This window comes from Rhodococcus sp. BP-160, assembly GCF_019836205.1.
Lineage (GTDB): Bacteria > Actinomycetota > Actinomycetes > Mycobacteriales > Mycobacteriaceae > Rhodococcoides.
On sequence record NZ_JABUEK010000002.1, the window covers coordinates 524,729 to 540,442 of the forward strand.

Here is a 15,714-nt window from a genome sequence, read left to right on the forward strand (position 1 = left end):
GCTTTCGTCGCTGAGCTCGGTTAATCACGCTTTGCCGAGACCATACCGTGTGAACCGCCCTTCCAATTCGGTCGGGGGCGCCGCGATACACGTCATTTTCTCGGGGCGCGGAGCCATTGTGCACGGATATCGCGATTCACGCTGTCCGGACTCGCGAACGGTCACGACGGGGTCACGGACGGCTACCGATCATCACACGTTCAACCAATTCGCCGTGCCATTCTTGGAAATCGCGAGAACATCGTGTTTGCGCACGTGCGCCGAGGTGGGAAGTGGGGCGTATGCGATCGTCGGTTGCACGACACTGTGGTGTCTCGATCCTCGCGGTCGCACTGGTCTCCGTGGCGGTCCCGCCGGGGGCCGCTGCGATCCCGGTGACACCGGACGCACCGCTCGCGGGCACCGTGATCTTCCTCGATCCCGGACACCAGGGAACGGGCCACGAGGAGAACCTCGCGGCGCAGGTGGACGACGGCCGGGGCGGTACGAAGGACTGCCAGACGCGCGGGATGACGGCGCTCGGCGGAACGCCGGAACACACCATCGTCTGGGACGTGTCGCAACTGGTGGCCTCGCGCCTCGAGAGGCTGGGTGCCGAGATCGTGCTGAGCCGGCCGGACGACACGGGATGGGGTGGGTGCATCACCGACCGCGCGCGAGCGGCGAGTGCATCGGGCGCCGCGGTGGCGGTGAGTGTTCACGCCGACTCCACCTCACTCCGGTCCGACGACGCGCATCACGGATTCCACGTCATCGTCCCGGCGCTGCCGGTGCCGTCCGCCGACGTCGACGAGGTGCAGTCCGGTGAGGGACGGCGTGCATCCACCGCCATGCGGGACGCGTACGAGCGAGCCGGATTCACCCCGGCGAACTATGCGGGGGTGGACGGGCTGCAGGTGCGATCCGACGTGGCCGCCCCCGCTCTCACGACCGTCCCCGTGGTCTTCCTCGAGATGGGCAACGGGTCGAACCCATCGGATGCCGCCGAGCTCGAGAGTGCTGAGGGTCGCGCGTCCCATGCGGCGGCGATCGCGACCGGGATCGTCGATTTCGTGGCGGGGAGGCCGGAGGCCGGTCGGTAGGGGCGGGGAGGCTGAATCGGCTGACGTACCCTGACGCGGTGTCTCGCAGCGCTGTTCCGGTCGTTCTCGTCGCCGGGTACCTCGGATCCGGTAAGACGACGTTGCTCAACCATCTCCTCCGCCGCAATCACGGCATTCGAATCGGTGTGGTGGTCAACGACTTCGGCGCCGTGGACATCGACTCGATGCTGGTCGCCGGGCAGGTCGACTCGATGATCACCCTGGGCAACGGCTGTCTGTGTTGCGCCGTCGACACCGAGGATCTCGACGAGATGTTCGGAGCCCTCACCGCGACCAGTGCCGCCGTCGACGCGATCGTCGTCGAGGCCAGCGGTGTGGCGGAGCCACGTGCTCTCATCAGGATGGTCGTCGCGAGCACCGACTCGCGGATCCGGTACGGCGGCATGGTGATGGTCGTGGACGCCCTGCACGTGCTCGAGTCGACGGCCCGGCACCAGCACCTCGCTCAGCATCTCGGTCTCGCCGACCTGGTGGTGGTGAACAAAGCGGATGCGGTGGGACCCGGACGCATCGACGAGGTGCTCACGCTGGTGCGCGACGCGGCTCCCGCTGCCCCGACGGTGGTGACGTCGCACGGAGCCGTGGACGTGTCGCTCCTTCTCGATCCGCCGGAGCGCCCCGACGACGGGCCCCGGCAACTCGCCCTCGACGATCTGTTGCGGGAGCAGGACGATCCCCACGACCACCTGCACGCGAGTTACGAGACGTTCAGCGTCGAGACCAGCGACTGCCTCGATCCGCGGGCGTTCTTCGAGTTCCTCGAGAACCCGCCGGCGGGGCTGTACAGATCCAAGGGATTCGTTCGATTCGGCCGTGGCGCGGCGCGATTCGTCGTCCAGACGGTCGGCGTCCACATCGACGTCGAGACCGCCTCGTCCCGCGGAGACACCGCGCTGGTCTTCATCGGCTCGGGACTCGACGTCGCGGCGGCGCGTTCCCGGATCGAGGCGATGGTCCGCACCGAGAGTGCGACCGACGAAGAATCACTCGTGGTGCACAGGTTCCTGCGCACCGGCGACCGCTAGAGCCCCACCCACTCGCTGGTGCCGCCGGGGAACTGCTGGCGCTTCCAGATCGGCACCTCGGTCTTGACGCGATCGACCAACGCCTGCAACGCTGCGAATGCTTCGGCGCGATGGGGAGACGCGACCGCGGCGACGAGAGCGGTGTCACCGATCGTCAGGTCGCCGACGCGGTGCACGGCCGCCGTCGGCAGGCCGGACGACGCGGCCGCGTCCTCGCAGCAGCGACGCAGGAACTTCTCGGCGTCGGGGTGGGCTCGGTACTCGAGTGCCGACACCGACTCGCCGTGGTCGTGGTCGCGGACGACTCCCCAGAACACCAGCACGGCACCGTGTTCAGGACCCGAGACGGCGTCGGAGACCTCCGCCGGATCGATCGGATCGCTCGAGATCCGGGCGAGAACCGTTGTCATTCGTGAGCACCGCCTCCGCGTACCTGGGCGACGAGATGGTCCACGATCGGATCCAGCACCGTCAGTCCGTCCTTCACTCCGCCGGGTGATCCGGGCAGGTTCACGATCACTGTCTTCCCAGCGACGCCCACCAACCCGCGGCTGATCGAGGCGTGCACGGTGGCTGCCAGTCCCGTACGTCGGATCTCCTCCGCGACGCCGGGTAGTTCGCGGTCGAGCAGTGGCCGGGTGGCGTCGGGTGTGGCGTCGGTGGGGGAGACGCCCGTGCCGCCGGTGCTGATGATCAGGGCGGGTCCGCCGGTGAGGGCGTCTCGTAAGCCCGCGGCCACGTCGGCGTCTGCCACCACGAGAGGCCCCCGAACGTCGAAACCGCGGTCACCGAGCCACGACACGATGCGCGGTCCCGTGGTGTCCTCGCGCGTCCCGGCTGCGCCGCCGGTGGACGCGACGACGACGACCGCAGTTCGATCACCGAGAGGCGTTGCTGTGGAGGAGGTGTCGGGCTGGTGGTCGTCGCGCGTCCACACGCCGCGCTTGCCACCCTCCTTGCGGATCAGACGCACCGACTCGATCGACGCTGCCGGATCCACGGCCTTGACCATGTCGTGCAGCGTGAGCCCGGCGATGGACACCGCCGTCAGTGCTTCCATCTCGACGCCCGTCCGCCCGGTCGTGACGGCTGTGGCCTCTATCGTGATCGTGTCGTCGGTGAAGCCGAAGGACACCGCGACCGAGGACAGCGGAAGCGGATGGCACAGCGGAATGAGATCGGACGTCCGCTTCGCTCCGGCGATGCCGGCGATGCGCGCGGTCGACAGGACATCGGCCTTCGGCATGCCGTCGGCACGCACCAGGGCGATCACGTCCCGAGTCGTCCGCAGGGACCCGGCGGCGACCGCGGTGCGCGTGGTCTCGCTCTTCCCGCTGACGTCGACCATGCGGGCCCGGCCGTCGGAGTCCAGGTGCGAGAGCCCTGTGGAGGAACTCCCGGATGAGTGCGCAGCGGATGAATCGTTCACAGCGGCCACACTCGCACACTGTTGCCCGCGGGCACCTCGACGGTGTCCGCGGGGACGTCGACCAAAACATCGGCGGCGGCCATCGACACCACCAGGTGCGACCCCGGTCCGGACGACACCACGACGCCGGTCTCCGTGAGTCGGCCCCGCAGGAACTGACGCCGTCCGGGCAGGGATCGGACTGCCTCGTCGGCGATGCGCTCGGTGACGGTCGCGTCGGGGAGGCCCGAGAGCCTCCGGATCGCCGGACGGGCGAAGACGAGGTAAGACACCAGGGTGCTCACGGGATTGCCGGGGAAGCTGATCACCGGGGTGCCGTCGAGGTCGGTCCACCCCTGCGGCCCACCGGGCTGCATCGCGACGTGGGTGAAGGTTCCCCCGCGGGGGCCGAGCACGTCCCGGACCACCTCGAAGTCGCCCATCGACACACCCCCCGAGGTGATGATCACGTCCGCGTTCTCGGCGGCCTCGGACAGCATCGCGGAGAACTCGTCGGCGGTGTCGGTACTGCGTCCGCGGAACGTCACCACGGCGCCGTCCGCGGTCACCGAGGTCGCGAGCGTGAGACCGTTCGAGTCGTACAGCTGACCGGGTCCGAGTGCACTGCCCGCCTCGACGAGTTCGGCGCCGGTCGCGATGACCGCGACCCGCAGCCGGGGGCGGACGGTGACGTCGGATCGGCCGACGGCCGTGAGAGCGCCGAGGTGACGGGGGCCGAGCGTCGTGCCGGCTGTGACGACGACCGACCCCGCCGCGATGTCGCTGCCCTGCTCCCGCACGTACTCACCCGAGCGCCGTGAGCCGAGGACGCGGACACCGTCCCCGTCCATCTCGGTGTCCTCGACGGGGATCACCGCGTCGGCGCCCTCGGGTACCGGAGCGCCGGTCATGATCTTGCGTGCCGTGCCCGACCGATGCCGTTCGTCCCCGGCGTCGCCGGCGGCGAGAACGCCGGTGACCGGCAGTGTGACCGGTACGCGGGCAACCGATTCCGCGTCGACCGCGTATCCGTCCATCTGGGAGTTCCGGAAGTTGGGGACGTCGATGAGGGCCTCGATGTCCGCGTGCGTCACGCGGCCGAGCGCATCGGTGAGCGGAACCGTCTCCGGGGGGCGAGCGGACCACGCGCGGGTGATCATCTCGTCGATCCGAACGGCGTGATCCTCGACCGAGCGTGCCGACGTCGTGTGCGCATGGCCCATGCGGTCATCCTAGAGCGGGAATGAGGACGGTCGGGTTCCCGTTGCCCCGAACGGGCATACTGACGTGAACGGCGAGTGGAGGTGATCGAATGACGACGGTGAGCATGGGAATTCCCAGCCTGCCCGGTGTCGTGCGCGCGCCGTCCATGGTCGGCCGTCCGGACGTTCCGCACCTGCTGGACAGTTTCGGTCGCATCGCGCGGGACCTGCGCATCTCGGTCACCGAGAAGTGCTCGCTGCGATGCACCTACTGCATGCCGGCCGAGGGGCTGCCGAACCTGGAGTTCGAACAACTGCTCACTGCGCAGGAGATCGCCCGCCTCGTCGGCGTCGCCGATCGACTCCTCGGTGTGCGCGAGGTCCGCTTCACCGGCGGCGAGCCGTTGGTCCGCAAGGACATCGTGGACATCATCGCCCTGACCTCTCAGCACGCACCCGGTGTCGAACTGTCGATGACCACCAACGGCATCGGCCTCGAACGCCGAGCGGAGCGTCTTCGCGAGGCGGGTCTGACCCGGGTCAACGTCTCTCTCGACACGATCGACCGCAAGCACTTCGCATCGTTGACCCGGCGGGACCGGTTGCCCGCCGTGCTCGGCGGCATCGACGGGGCCCTGGCGGCCGGACTGACGCCGGTCAAGATCAACGCCGTTCTCATGCGCGAGACTCTGCACGGCGCTCAGGACCTGGTGCAGTGGTGCCTGGACCGAGGTGTCGATCTGCGGTTCATCGAGCAGATGCCGCTCGACGCCGACCGGGAGTGGGCGCGCTCGACGATGGTGTCGGCGGCGGAACTGCTCGATCTGCTCGGGGAGCGGTTCACGCTCACCGAGATCGGCCGCACCGATCCGTCCGCGCCCGCCGAGGAGTGGACCGTGAACGGTGGCCCCGCCACGGTGGGCATCATCGCCTCGGTCACCCGGTCCTTCTGCGCCGACTGCGACCGGACCCGGTTGACGGCGGAGGGGACCGTGCGGTCCTGCCTGTTCAGCGACTCCGAGACCGATCTGCGGGTGGCGTTGCGGGGGGGTGCGACCGACGAGGAGATCGCGGACCTCTGGCGTGGAGCGATGTGGAACAAGTGGGCCGGCCACGGGATGGAACGTGAGGACTTCGTGCCGCCGGAACGCTCGATGGGTGCCATCGGTGGTTGAGTCCGTGACTGTGGACGTGCGGTACTTCGCGGGGGCCGCGGACGCTGCGGGCACCACGCAGGAGTCGTACGACCTGAGGGTCGGCGCGACCGTGGCGGACGTGAAGTCGGCGCTGCGTGGACGCCACGGGCAGAAATTGAATCGTGTGCTGGACGTGGCGGTGTTCCTCATCGGCGACGAGATGGTCCGCGACGACGCCTACCCCGTCGGTTCCCGGATCGACGTCCTCCCGCCCTTCGCCGGCGGCTAGAGATGGCGTTCGTCAAACGGCGTGAGGACGCGCATCCCGACTTCTTCGCCGCCGAAGCTGCAGGTCTGCGGTGGCTCGCCGACGGGGGAGCGCCTACGGTCGACGTCCTCGAGGTCGCGGCCGACCACATCGTTCTCGAACGCCTCGACTCCGTCCGGCCGACGCCGGACGCTGCTCGCCGCTTCGGCGCACTGCTCGCCCGCACCCACGACAGCGGTGCCCCCCGGTTCGGCTCGCCGCCTGCAGGTTTCGACGGAACGCTGTTCATCGGATCGCGCACCATGTCGTCGGTGGAGCACGACCGCTGGGGTGAGTTCTACGCGCAGGAACGGGTGCTGCCGTATCTCCGTGTCGCGGTCGACGCCGGCACGGTCACGCGGGACGAGGCCGACCTCGTGGAGCGTGCCTGCTCCGTCGTCGCGGACGGGTCGTTCGACTCGACCGACCCTCCGGCGCGTCTGCACGGCGACCTGTGGACCGGCAACGTGCTCTGGACGCCCGGCGGCGTGACGCTCATCGACCCCGCGGCGCACGGCGGACATCGCGAGACGGACCTCGCGATGCTGTCTCTCTTCGGATGTCCGCACCTCGAGCACCTTCTCGACGGCTATCAGGAGCAGCACGAGCTCGCTCCGGGTGCCGAGGAACGGGTGCCTCTGCATCAGCTGCATCCCCTCGCCGTGCACGCGGCGGGTCACGGCCGGAGCTACGGCGTGGCACTGGCCGACGCCGCGACGCGAACCCTCGCGCTGGCCTGAGGTCAGGCGGAGGCGATGCGGCGGGCGAGATCCTCCCAGCCGTCGGCGAGGCGCTCGGTGGTCATTCCGGCGTCGCGTTGCAGGTGCAGCACCAGAGTGGCCTCGAGCGGGGCGAGCAGCGCGTAGGCCAGCAACGTGACATCGCCCGACACGCCGATCTGCCGCAGCAGTGTGCTCACGTGGGTCAGGCCGACCGCGTGGGCGGGCGCGGAGAAGCGCGAGACGGGCGAGTTCTCGGCTGCCCGCAGCACCTCACCCTGCACGGCGACCAGTTCGAGGCGGGCACGGCCGAACGCGACGAGTCGATCGAGCGGTGGTGCGCCGGGGCCCAGCGGGGGAGGACCGAAGAGGAAGGCCTGTTGGAGTTCGGTCTCGGTGTGGTCCAGAAGAGCGAACATCAGACCCGCACGACTGCCGAACCGACGGAACACGGTGCCCTTGCCCACACCTGCGCGGGCTGCCACGGCGTCCATGGTGACGGAGTCCGCTCCGCGCTCGTCGACCAGCCCGATCGCGGCGTCGAGGAGCAGACGGCGGTTGCGCGCGGCGTCGCAGCGCTCGCTGTCGTCGGCCGCCATCGGCAGAGGGGCATGTGTCACACCGTCAGGATAGCGCGTCACGGAAGAAAGTGGACTACGGTCCGGTTGTAGATCACGGACACACTTCGTCGAAAGGACCCACCCATGAGCCGCGTCATCGCACTCGTCGGCAGCCTCCGCGCCGCCTCCATCACCCGTCGTCTCGCCGAGACCGCCGCGTCCGTCGCACCCGAGGGCGTCGAGGTCGTCATTCACGAGGGCCTCGGAGGCCTTCCGTTCTACAACGAGGACATCGACACCCCCGAGTCGGTCGCCTCGCTCGACACCGTGACCGCTCTGCGCGCGGCCGTCCAGGACGCCGACGCCGTGTTGCTGCTCACGCCCGAGTACAACGGCACCATCCCCGCAGTACTCAAGAACGCCATCGACTGGCTCTCCCGCCCCTACGGCAGCGGCGCCATCTCCACCAAGCCGACCGCCGTCATCAGTTCCTCGCCGAGCTCGAACGGCGCCCGGTGGGCCAAGGAGGACACGGAGAAGGCGGCGCGGATCGCCGGCGCGAGCGTGCTCGACGACGTCGATCTCGCCATCGGTGGCGTGGTGGCCGCGATCGACGGGGGCCATCCCCGTGACAACTCACAGATCGCCGCGGACATCGCCGAGGTCGTCACGGCGCTCACCCGCGCGGAGCTCGTCGATGCCTGAGGCTCGAGGCCCCGTCTGCAGCGCGGTCTCGCGACGCGCCCGAGGGGTCGCGACACGCCGGAGTTTTCCGCGTCCGACCAGGTAATTCCACCAGTGTCATTACAAAGTGTGGTGTTGCCTTGCACTGTCGGACACTAGGTGTAGTGTCTTGAACACCGAGAGGCCACAACGGCTCGAGGCCCGCATCACCCCCTTTTCGGAGGGGTGGATGCGGGTCCGGCCCGGTCTCTCGGACAGGTTGTCAGTGGTGTGCACGGCAGAGTCGGCGGGTCTCGCTTTCTCCAGTGCGATCCCACAGCAGCAGTGCAGGACAGCTCTCGGGCGAACAGCGAGCGCATCCGGACACAGGATGCGGAGAAGAGGATTCATGAGCGCCACCACCGTCACCGTCTACACCAAGCCCGCCTGCGTGCAGTGCAAGGCCACGTACCGCGCTCTCGACAAAGAGGGCATCGAGTACGACGTCATCGACATCTCGCAGGATCCCGAGGCACGTGACTACGTCATGGCGCTCGGCTACCTGCAGGCACCTGTCGTCGTCGCAGGCGAGGACCACTGGTCCGGCTTCCGTCCCGACCGCATCAAGACCCTCGTCACCGCCGCTGCCTGAAGCGCGTCCGCCGCGCCTTCCGACGAGGAGGCCGGCTCGGGTGAGTTCCCGACTCACCGCTGACGGCCGACCCACCCGGTCCGCGCCGTCGCGAATGTCGAAGAAGTGCGCAGAGTCGGCGGAGGATGGAGCATCGTGTCCGAATCGCTGGTCTACTTCTCGAGCGTCTCGGAGAACACCCACCGGTTCGTGGAGAAGCTCGAGATCCCCGCGACGCGCATCCCCGTTCGCTATCCCCGCGACGACGTGGAGATCGACCGTCCGTACGTCCTGATCCTCCCGACCTACGGCGGCGGCACCACCGCGCTGGGGCGCGACACGAGTTACGTCCCCAAGCCCGTCATCCGGTTCCTCAACGACGAGCACAACCGGTCCCTCATTCGCGCCGTCATCGCCGCGGGCAACACCAACTTCGGCGATTCGTACTGTTTCGCCGGGGACGTGGTCTCGGCAAAATGTCAGGTCCCGTTCCTCTATCGCTTCGAAGTCATGGGTACCCCGGAGGACGTGGAGCGGGTCCGCACCGGACTCGCCGAGTTCTGGGACCGGCTCGACGCGACCTGCACCATCTGATCGTCCGCACCAGTACCGCCCATCATCGATCTCAGGAGTACGCACATGGCACCGACCATCACCGACTCGTCTCCCGCCGTGTCGCGCCGTGACGACTCGGAGCTCGACTATCACGCTCTGAACGCGATGCTCAACCTGTACGGGCCGAACGGCGAGATCCAGTTCGAGAAGGACCGGGACGCCGCGCGGGCGTACTTCCTGCAGCACGTCAACCAGAACACGGTCTTCTTCCACAACCTCGACGAGAAGCTCGACTACCTGGTGGAGGAGAACTACTACGAGGCAGAGGTTCTCGACCAGTACTCGCGATCCTTCGTCAAGGGTCTGATCGAGCACGCCTACTCCAAGAAGTTCCGGTTCCCCACCTTCCTGGGTGCGTTCAAGTACTACACGTCCTACACACTCAAGACGTTCGACGGGAAGCGCTACCTGGAGCGCTTCGAGGATCGGGTGTGCATGGTCGCGCTGACGCTGGCCGCCGGCAACGAGACTCTCGCGACCGACCTGGTCGACGAGATCATCGCCGGCCGCTTCCAGCCGGCCACTCCCACGTTCCTCAACTCGGGCAAGAAGCAGCGCGGCGAGCCCGTCTCCTGCTTCCTCCTGCGCATCGAGGACAACATGGAGTCCATCGGTCGCTCCATCAACTCGGCACTGCAGCTGTCCAAGCGTGGTGGCGGAGTCGCGTTGCTGCTCAGCAACGTTCGTGAATCCGGTGCGCCGATCAAGCGCATCGAGAACCAGTCGTCGGGCGTCATCCCCATCATGAAGCTGCTCGAGGACTCGTTCTCGTACGCGAACCAGCTCGGAGCGCGGCAGGGTGCCGGCGCGGTGTACCTGCACGCGCACCACCCGGACATCTACAAGTTCCTCGACACCAAGCGCGAGAACGCCGACGAGAAGATCCGCATCAAGACGCTGTCCCTCGGCATCGTCATCCCGGACATCACGTTCGAGCTGGCAAAGAAGAACGAGGACATGTACCTGTTCTCGCCGTACGACGTCGAGCGCATCTACGGCAAGCCCTTCGCCGACGTGAACGTCAGCGAGACCTACCACGAGATGGTCGACGACGCGCGCATCCGCAAGACGAAGATCAAGGCGCGCGAGTTCTTCCAGACTCTCGCCGAGCTGCAGTTCGAGTCGGGCTACCCCTACATCATGTTCGAGGACACGGTGAACCGGGCCAATCCCATCGAGGGCAAGATCACGCACTCGAACCTGTGCTCGGAGATCCTGCAGGTCTCGACGCCGTCCACGTTCAACGAGGATCTCTCGTACAGCCATGTGGGCAAGGACATCTCGTGCAACCTGGGTTCGCTGAACATCGCGAAGACCATGGACTCGCCCGACTTCGCGCAGACCATCGAGGTCGCCATCCGCGGCTTGACGGCCGTGTCGGACCAGACCCACATCTACTCGGTGCCGTCCATCGAGCAGGGCAACAACACCTCGCACGCCATCGGCCTCGGCCAGATGAACCTGCACGGCTACCTCGCTCGTGAGCGCATCCACTACGGCAGCGAGGAGGGTGTCGATTTCACCGACATCTACTTCTACACCGTGCTGTTCCATGCGCTGCGGGCCTCGAACCGTCTGGCGAAGGAGCGCGGCAGCTACTTCGGAGGCTTCCCGCAGTCCAAGTACGCGTCGGGCGAGTTCTTCGACAAGTACACCGAGCGCGCCTGGGAGCCCAAGACAGCGCGTGTCCGAGAGTTGTTCTCCCAGTCGGGAATCAGCATCCCGACGCAGGACGACTGGGTCGAGTTGAAGGCGTCGGTGCAGCAGCACGGCATCTACAACCAGAACCTGCAGGCCGTCCCGCCGACCGGCTCCATCTCGTACATCAACTACTCCACCAGTTCCATCCACCCGGTGGCGTCGAAGATCGAGATCCGCAAGGAAGGCAAGATCGGCCGCGTCTACTATCCGGCGCCGTACCTGACCAACGACAACCTGGAGTACTACCAGGACGCGTACGAAATCGGCTACGAGAAGATCATCGACACGTATGCGGCAGCGACGCAGCACGTCGACCAGGGCCTGTCCCTCACGCTGTTCTTCAAGGACACCGCGAGCACCCGCGACATCAACAAGGCGCAGATCTACGCGTGGCGCAAGGGAATCAAGACGCTGTACTACATCCGGCTGCGCCAGATGGCCCTCGAGGGGACCGAGGTCGAGGGTTGCGTCAGCTGCATGCTCTAGTGGGCTTCGCCCCCGTGCGCCTTGTGCGCATCTGACGATGCGCAGAAGGCGCACGGACGGGTGTCGTACCGGTCGTGCACCATCCCCGCATGCGCATCCGGGGGGACGAACATGAACTGCATCGACTACTGGACGATCAGTCAGGCCTGTTCACGCAATCGCAGGTGACGGCTCTCGGCTACAGCCGAGACAGAGTTCGGCGGCACGTCGAGTCGGGCCGCTGGGCGATCGTTCTTCGGGGCGTCTACGCCATCGCAGCAGGTCCGCTCGATCGGGAACAGACTCTGTGCGCCGCCCTGCTCTACGGCGGCCCGGACTCCTTGCTCAGTCACCGGAGCGCAGCGGAGGAGTGGGGTCTGCGGCGAGTCTCATCGGGTGCACGCGCCCATGTCACGGTTCCCTACGGCCGTTCGGCGCGGTGCCAGAGTCCCACCAGGGTTCGCTCCCGAGTGACGGCGACGGGACCGGTGGCCCGCGTCGGGTCAGTTCTACATCCCGGGGTCGTGGTGCATCGGTCCCGCGCTCATGCACACATCGTGCACGACGGGCCGCTACCGAGAACCCGTGCGGCCGACACGGCGATCGACCTTGCGACATCCGAATCGACTGCGCGCGAAGCGATGACGAGTCTGGTGTCCTCCGTGAGCAGTCGGATCGTGCGCCTCGACGACATCCGTGAGCGACTCGAGAAGCGTCGCCCCTACCGCTACCGTGTGGCCCTCGAACAGGCTGTGCGGTACATGTCCGACGGGGTGCAGTCCGTTCTCGAACTCGCGTACGCACTCGAGGTCGAGCAGGCGCATGGATTTCCCGTCGGTGCACGTCAGAGCCCTGTTCGCGTCGACGGGCGGACATTGTTCGAGGATGTCGACTATTCGAACGTCGGCGTCGACCTGATCGTTCGCCTGGACGGCCGTCGGTTCCACGCGATGCCCGGCGTGGCCTTCCGCGACCGTCGACGCGACAATGCCGCGGAACTTGCCGGCCGCCCGCGTCTGGTCTTCGGGTACGACGAGGTGGTCGACGATCCCTGCGGTGTCGCACGTGAGGTGACGACCGTCCTCCGTCGTGAGGGGTGGGTAGGCGAGTGGTCGGGCTGCGCCCGTTGTGAGCCTCGTGCGCATCTCTGAACGCGCATGAGGCGCACGGGTCGGAGACACACGGTGTTGTGTTGGCCCCCGGGGCATGCCACAACGGGTAGTGTTGCCGTCAGTGACAATTCGCGGCCACGGCCGCATTTCTCGCAGTCCCCGGCGCACCGCAGGTGCAGCCGTGAAGCAGAGTCATCGATCAGCAGGTAGGTACCCATGGTGAAGCTCATCGATCGCGTCTCCGCGATCAACTGGAACCGCGTCGTCGACGACAAGGATTCCGAGGTCTGGGATCGGCTCACCAGCAACTTCTGGCTGCCCGAGAAGGTGCCGATCTCGAACGACATCCCGTCCTGGGACACGCTGACGGACCACGAGAAGCAGCTCACCATGCGCGTCTTCACGGGTCTGACGCTGCTCGACACGATTCAGGGCACCGTCGGCGCCGTGTCGCTCATCCCGGACGCCATTACTCCGCACGAGGAGGCGGTGTACACCAACATCTCGTTCATGGAGTCGGTGCACGCCAAGTCCTACTCGTCGATCTTCTCGACGCTGTGCTCCACGCGCGACATCGACGATGCGTTCCGCTGGTCGGAGGAGAACCCGAATCTGCAGCGCAAGGCGTCCATCGTCATGGACTACTACAAGGGCGACGACCCGCTCAAGCGCAAGGTCGCCTCGACCCTGCTCGAGTCGTTCCTCTTCTACTCGGGCTTCTACCTGCCGATGTACTGGTCCTCGCGGGCCAAGCTCACCAACACTGCCGACCTCGTGCGCCTGATCATCCGCGACGAGGCCGTGCACGGGTACTACATCGGCTACAAGTACCAGCGCGGACTCGAGACCCGCTCGCCCGCCGAGCGCGAGGAGCTGAAGAACTACACGTTCGATCTGCTCTTCGAGCTGTACGAGAACGAGACCGAGTACACGCAGGACCTCTACGACGAGGTCGGTCTGACCGAGGACGTCAAGAAGTTCCTGCGCTACAACGCGAACAAGGCGCTCATGAACCTCGGCTACGAAGGCCTGTTCCCGAAGGACGAGTGCGACGTCAACCCGGCCATCCTGTCGGCGCTCTCACCCAACGCCGACGAGAACCACGACTTCTTCTCGGGTTCGGGAAGCTCGTACGTCATCGGCAAGGCAGTCAACACCGAGGACGACGACTGGGACTTCTGACCCACCTCACCTCGGGGCACCGTCCGCTTTGCGGGTGGTGCCCTGAGTCATGTCTGGTGAGCACGTCTCGAGTGCGAGGTGCTCCGGTTCCCGCAACCCGCTTCGGTTGTAGCAGGAGCGGGTTGCGGAAACCGGAGCACGTGCGCCGTTGCGCCCTCCTGCAACGGTTGTAGCCACCTTCACCGGTTGTGACCGGTGAAGGTGGCCGAAATCGGTGAGGGTGTGCGGGCGCGCCGGACACTGAGCAGCGGTGCACACAGGACGCGGCAGGACGGCACGGTCCGGCGCCACCTACCGCCGGAACCAGGCCTCCGGGCCGTGGTCCAGCGCCTTCGCGATGCGGAGAGTCGAGGTGTCGGTGATGTCCGCGGGCAGCGCATCGCGCGCGAACCACTGCACGTCGAGGTTCTCGTCGTCCGCGACCCGCGCCTCGCCGGCGACGTACCGGGCGAGGAAGCAGACGTCGAGGTACTGGGTGCGGTCGCCGTTCGGGTAGACGATGGGCTCGGTGACGTCGACACTCGTCAACCGCACGAGCTCGGCCGTCACGCCCGTCTCCTCCAGGATCTCCCGGAGGGCGGCCGGTCCGGGTTCCTCGCCGGGCTCGAGGACGCCGGACACCACGGCCCAGAGCTCGTTGTCCTTGCGACGCGTCAGCAGCAGCCGATCGTCGGCGTCGAGCACGACGGCACTGACACCGGAGAGCCAGAGCGGATCGTGACCGATCTTGGCGCGCAGGGTGGTGATGAACTCGGGTATCGGCACTCCCGGAACGCTACCGCCGACGCGTCAGACGTAGCCGTTCAGCGTGTTCGACACGTCGGTGAGGACCGCGCCCGCAGCCACGAGGCCCTCGCCCGACCACACCGTGTCGTCGACGCTGAACACGCGACTGTCCGTCGCGGCGCCGAGGTCCTTCCAGGCGTCCGAGTCCATGACCTCGGTGCCGCGTTCCAGCCCCGCCTGTCCGTCGAACATGACGTAGATCAGGTCGCCCTCCGCGTCGGACAGATCGTCCTGCGGGAGTGCGCGGGTCTCGCCTAGCTGAGGCCCCGGTCGTCGCACGCCCGCCTGCGCGAGTACCTGCCCCGCGAAGCTGTCGTCGCCGAGCAGTTGTGTGCCGTCGGCGCCGAAGCGCACGAGAGACGCCTCGGTGATGCGGGAGTTCTGCTCGCGGCCCACGGTCTCGGCGCGTGCGCGGTACTGCTCCGTCGCACGGGTGGCGGCGTCACGTCGTCCCATCGCCGCGGCCGCGAGCGTGGACCGTTCGAGCCACGACGACGACGCGCGCGTGAGAACGGTCGGGGCGATGCCGTCGAGTTGCGCGGTGACGGCGGGGTCGAGGGCGTCGCCGCCGATGATGACGTCCGGAGCCAGTGCTCGGATCGCGTCGACGTCGGGGGAGCCCTCGGGTCCGACGCCGGCGATCTCGGCGATGCCGGTGCCGAGGTAGTCCGGGCGCAGCAGGCCGGACGGGGGAGCGGTGGGAGCGAGCGGCGCCGTGGGTGCGCCGACGACGCGCTCCCAGGTGCCGACGGCGCACGACGCGTCGAGTGCCGTCATGGTGAGAACCACGACACGTTGCGGATCGGCGGGCACCGTGGTCGCACGGCCGCTGCCGACGACGAGCCGGGTGTCACCTTGCTGACCGACCGAGTCGACCGGCTGCGGGAGCGCGCACAGGCCGGCGGTGTCACGTTCGATGCCGACGACGCCGGCTCCGGCCACGTTCGTGGTGGTCCGCACAATGGTGGAGGCGTCGTCACTCGAGGTGTCGCCGCAGGCAGAGAGGGCGAGCATCGCGGGAATCGTCGCGAGGGCGACGACCGATCGAGCGTGACGACGAGAGCGATCCGACATGGCCGAGACCTTACGGGCAGGCCGT

General features: G+C 67.4%; 17 protein-coding genes. 11 read left to right on the forward strand and 6 right to left on the reverse strand.

What is annotated here, in order from left to right; genetic code table 11:
• The first annotated feature begins 281 nt into the window (after positions 1-281).
• Both HQ306_RS08910 and HQ306_RS08915 read left to right on the forward strand, forming a co-directional pair.
• Positions 282-1,082, forward strand: coding sequence for an N-acetylmuramoyl-L-alanine amidase (locus HQ306_RS08910; RefSeq protein ID WP_222630629.1), 801 nt, complete (start codon positions 282-284; stop codon positions 1,080-1,082).
• A gap of 38 nt (positions 1,083-1,120) precedes the next feature.
• A complete protein-coding gene (locus HQ306_RS08915) occupies positions 1,121-2,128 on the forward strand; it encodes a GTP-binding protein (protein ID WP_222630631.1) in 1,008 nt (335 codons plus the stop codon).
• Here the strand turns inward: HQ306_RS08915 and HQ306_RS08920 are convergent.
• The 3 genes from HQ306_RS08920 to glp are packed head-to-tail and all read right to left on the reverse strand — an operon-like array spanning position 2,125 to position 4,759.
• Positions 2,125-2,538: a molybdenum cofactor biosynthesis protein MoaE gene (locus HQ306_RS08920; protein WP_222630633.1), complete on the reverse strand. Its 414-nt coding sequence runs from the start codon at positions 2,536-2,538 to the stop codon at positions 2,125-2,127. The genes HQ306_RS08915 and HQ306_RS08920 overlap by 4 nt on opposite strands.
• On the reverse strand, positions 2,535-3,557 hold the full coding sequence (gene moaCB, locus HQ306_RS08925; protein WP_285185367.1) for a bifunctional molybdenum cofactor biosynthesis protein MoaC/MoaB: 1,023 nt from the start codon (positions 3,555-3,557) through the stop codon (positions 2,535-2,537). Before moaCB ends, HQ306_RS08920 begins: the two co-directional genes overlap by 4 nt.
• The gene (gene glp, locus HQ306_RS08930; RefSeq protein WP_222630635.1) at positions 3,554-4,759 is read right to left on the reverse strand and encodes a gephyrin-like molybdotransferase Glp; all 1,206 of its coding nucleotides are present in this window, start codon (positions 4,757-4,759) and stop codon (positions 3,554-3,556) included. Before glp ends, moaCB begins: the two co-directional genes overlap by 4 nt.
• A gap of 89 nt (positions 4,760-4,848) precedes the next feature.
• Here glp and moaA point away from each other — a divergent pair, with 89 nt between their 5' ends.
• The 3 genes from moaA to HQ306_RS08945 are packed head-to-tail and all read left to right on the forward strand — an operon-like array spanning position 4,849 to position 6,921.
• On the forward strand, positions 4,849-5,913 hold the full coding sequence (moaA, locus tag HQ306_RS08935; protein WP_222630637.1) for a GTP 3',8-cyclase MoaA: 1,065 nt from the start codon (positions 4,849-4,851) through the stop codon (positions 5,911-5,913).
• 4 nt (positions 5,914-5,917) lie between these two features.
• Positions 5,918-6,163, forward strand: a complete 246-nt coding sequence (locus HQ306_RS08940) for a MoaD/ThiS family protein (RefSeq protein ID WP_307092495.1) — start codon at positions 5,918-5,920, stop codon at positions 6,161-6,163.
• Between the two features lie 2 nt (positions 6,164-6,165).
• Positions 6,166-6,921 (forward strand): fructosamine kinase family protein, encoded by a 756-nt coding sequence (locus tag HQ306_RS08945; protein WP_222630639.1) that lies wholly within the window; start codon positions 6,166-6,168, stop codon positions 6,919-6,921.
• 2 nt (positions 6,922-6,923) lie between these two features.
• On the opposite strand, the gene HQ306_RS08950 is transcribed toward HQ306_RS08945, so the two are convergent.
• Positions 6,924-7,520 carry a TetR/AcrR family transcriptional regulator gene (locus HQ306_RS08950; protein WP_222630641.1) on the reverse strand — a complete coding sequence of 199 codons (597 nt, stop codon included), beginning with the start codon at positions 7,518-7,520 and terminating at the stop codon, positions 6,924-6,926.
• Positions 7,521-7,604: 84 nt separating this feature from the next.
• Here HQ306_RS08950 and HQ306_RS08955 point away from each other — a divergent pair, with 84 nt between their 5' ends.
• The 6 genes from HQ306_RS08955 to nrdF all read left to right on the forward strand — a co-directional run bounded on the left by HQ306_RS08955 (position 7,605) and on the right by nrdF (position 13,829).
• Positions 7,605-8,165, forward strand: a complete 561-nt coding sequence (locus HQ306_RS08955; protein WP_027507049.1) for an NAD(P)H-dependent oxidoreductase — start codon at positions 7,605-7,607, stop codon at positions 8,163-8,165.
• A 367-nt stretch (positions 8,166-8,532) separates the two neighbouring features.
• Positions 8,533-8,775 carry a redoxin NrdH gene (locus HQ306_RS08960; protein WP_027507048.1) on the forward strand — a complete coding sequence of 81 codons (243 nt, stop codon included), beginning with the start codon at positions 8,533-8,535 and terminating at the stop codon, positions 8,773-8,775.
• A gap of 135 nt (positions 8,776-8,910) precedes the next feature.
• Positions 8,911-9,348: a class Ib ribonucleoside-diphosphate reductase assembly flavoprotein NrdI gene (gene nrdI, locus HQ306_RS08965; RefSeq protein WP_037187075.1), complete on the forward strand. Its 438-nt coding sequence runs from the start codon at positions 8,911-8,913 to the stop codon at positions 9,346-9,348.
• Between the two features lie 45 nt (positions 9,349-9,393).
• Positions 9,394-11,556, forward strand: a complete 2,163-nt coding sequence (gene nrdE / locus HQ306_RS08970) for a class 1b ribonucleoside-diphosphate reductase subunit alpha (RefSeq protein WP_222630649.1) — start codon at positions 9,394-9,396, stop codon at positions 11,554-11,556.
• 89 nt (positions 11,557-11,645) lie between these two features.
• Positions 11,646-12,686: a type IV toxin-antitoxin system AbiEi family antitoxin domain-containing protein gene (locus HQ306_RS08975; protein WP_222630652.1), complete on the forward strand. Its 1,041-nt coding sequence runs from the start codon at positions 11,646-11,648 to the stop codon at positions 12,684-12,686.
• Between the two features lie 177 nt (positions 12,687-12,863).
• Positions 12,864-13,829 (forward strand): class 1b ribonucleoside-diphosphate reductase subunit beta, encoded by a 966-nt coding sequence (nrdF, locus tag HQ306_RS08980; RefSeq protein ID WP_056445506.1) that lies wholly within the window; start codon positions 12,864-12,866, stop codon positions 13,827-13,829.
• Between the two features lie 291 nt (positions 13,830-14,120).
• Here the strand turns inward: nrdF and HQ306_RS08985 are convergent, their stop codons facing one another.
• On the reverse strand, positions 14,121-14,594 hold the full coding sequence (locus tag HQ306_RS08985) for an NUDIX domain-containing protein (protein ID WP_027507044.1): 474 nt from the start codon (positions 14,592-14,594) through the stop codon (positions 14,121-14,123).
• 24 nt (positions 14,595-14,618) lie between these two features.
• Complete coding sequence (locus HQ306_RS08990; protein WP_027507043.1) at positions 14,619-15,689, reverse strand: ABC transporter substrate-binding protein; 1,071 nt, start codon at positions 15,687-15,689, stop codon at positions 14,619-14,621.
• Positions 15,690-15,714 lie beyond the last annotated feature (25 nt).

What these genes read in the sequence shown, in the direction of transcription:
- HQ306_RS08955 (WP_027507049.1), top strand. Translation starts at nt 7,605, where the DNA reads ATGAGCCGCGTCATCGCACTCGTCGGCAGCCTCCGCGCCGCCTCCATC.
- HQ306_RS08990 (WP_027507043.1), bottom strand. Translation starts at nt 15,689, where the DNA reads ATGTCGGATCGCTCTCGTCGTCACGCTCGATCGGTCGTCGCCCTCGCG.
- HQ306_RS08945 (WP_222630639.1), top strand. Translation starts at nt 6,166, where the DNA reads ATGGCGTTCGTCAAACGGCGTGAGGACGCGCATCCCGACTTCTTCGCC.
- HQ306_RS08910 (WP_222630629.1), top strand. Translation starts at nt 282, where the DNA reads ATGCGATCGTCGGTTGCACGACACTGTGGTGTCTCGATCCTCGCGGTC.
- HQ306_RS08920 (WP_222630633.1), bottom strand. Translation starts at nt 2,538, where the DNA reads ATGACAACGGTTCTCGCCCGGATCTCGAGCGATCCGATCGATCCGGCG.
- nrdE (WP_222630649.1), top strand. Translation starts at nt 9,394, where the DNA reads ATGGCACCGACCATCACCGACTCGTCTCCCGCCGTGTCGCGCCGTGAC.
- glp (WP_222630635.1), bottom strand. Translation starts at nt 4,759, where the DNA reads ATGGGCCATGCGCACACGACGTCGGCACGCTCGGTCGAGGATCACGCC.
- nrdF (WP_056445506.1), top strand. Translation starts at nt 12,864, where the DNA reads ATGGTGAAGCTCATCGATCGCGTCTCCGCGATCAACTGGAACCGCGTC.
- HQ306_RS08960 (WP_027507048.1), top strand. Translation starts at nt 8,533, where the DNA reads ATGAGCGCCACCACCGTCACCGTCTACACCAAGCCCGCCTGCGTGCAG.
- moaA (WP_222630637.1), top strand. Translation starts at nt 4,849, where the DNA reads ATGACGACGGTGAGCATGGGAATTCCCAGCCTGCCCGGTGTCGTGCGC.
- HQ306_RS08975 (WP_222630652.1), top strand. Translation starts at nt 11,646, where the DNA reads ATGCGCATCCGGGGGGACGAACATGAACTGCATCGACTACTGGACGAT.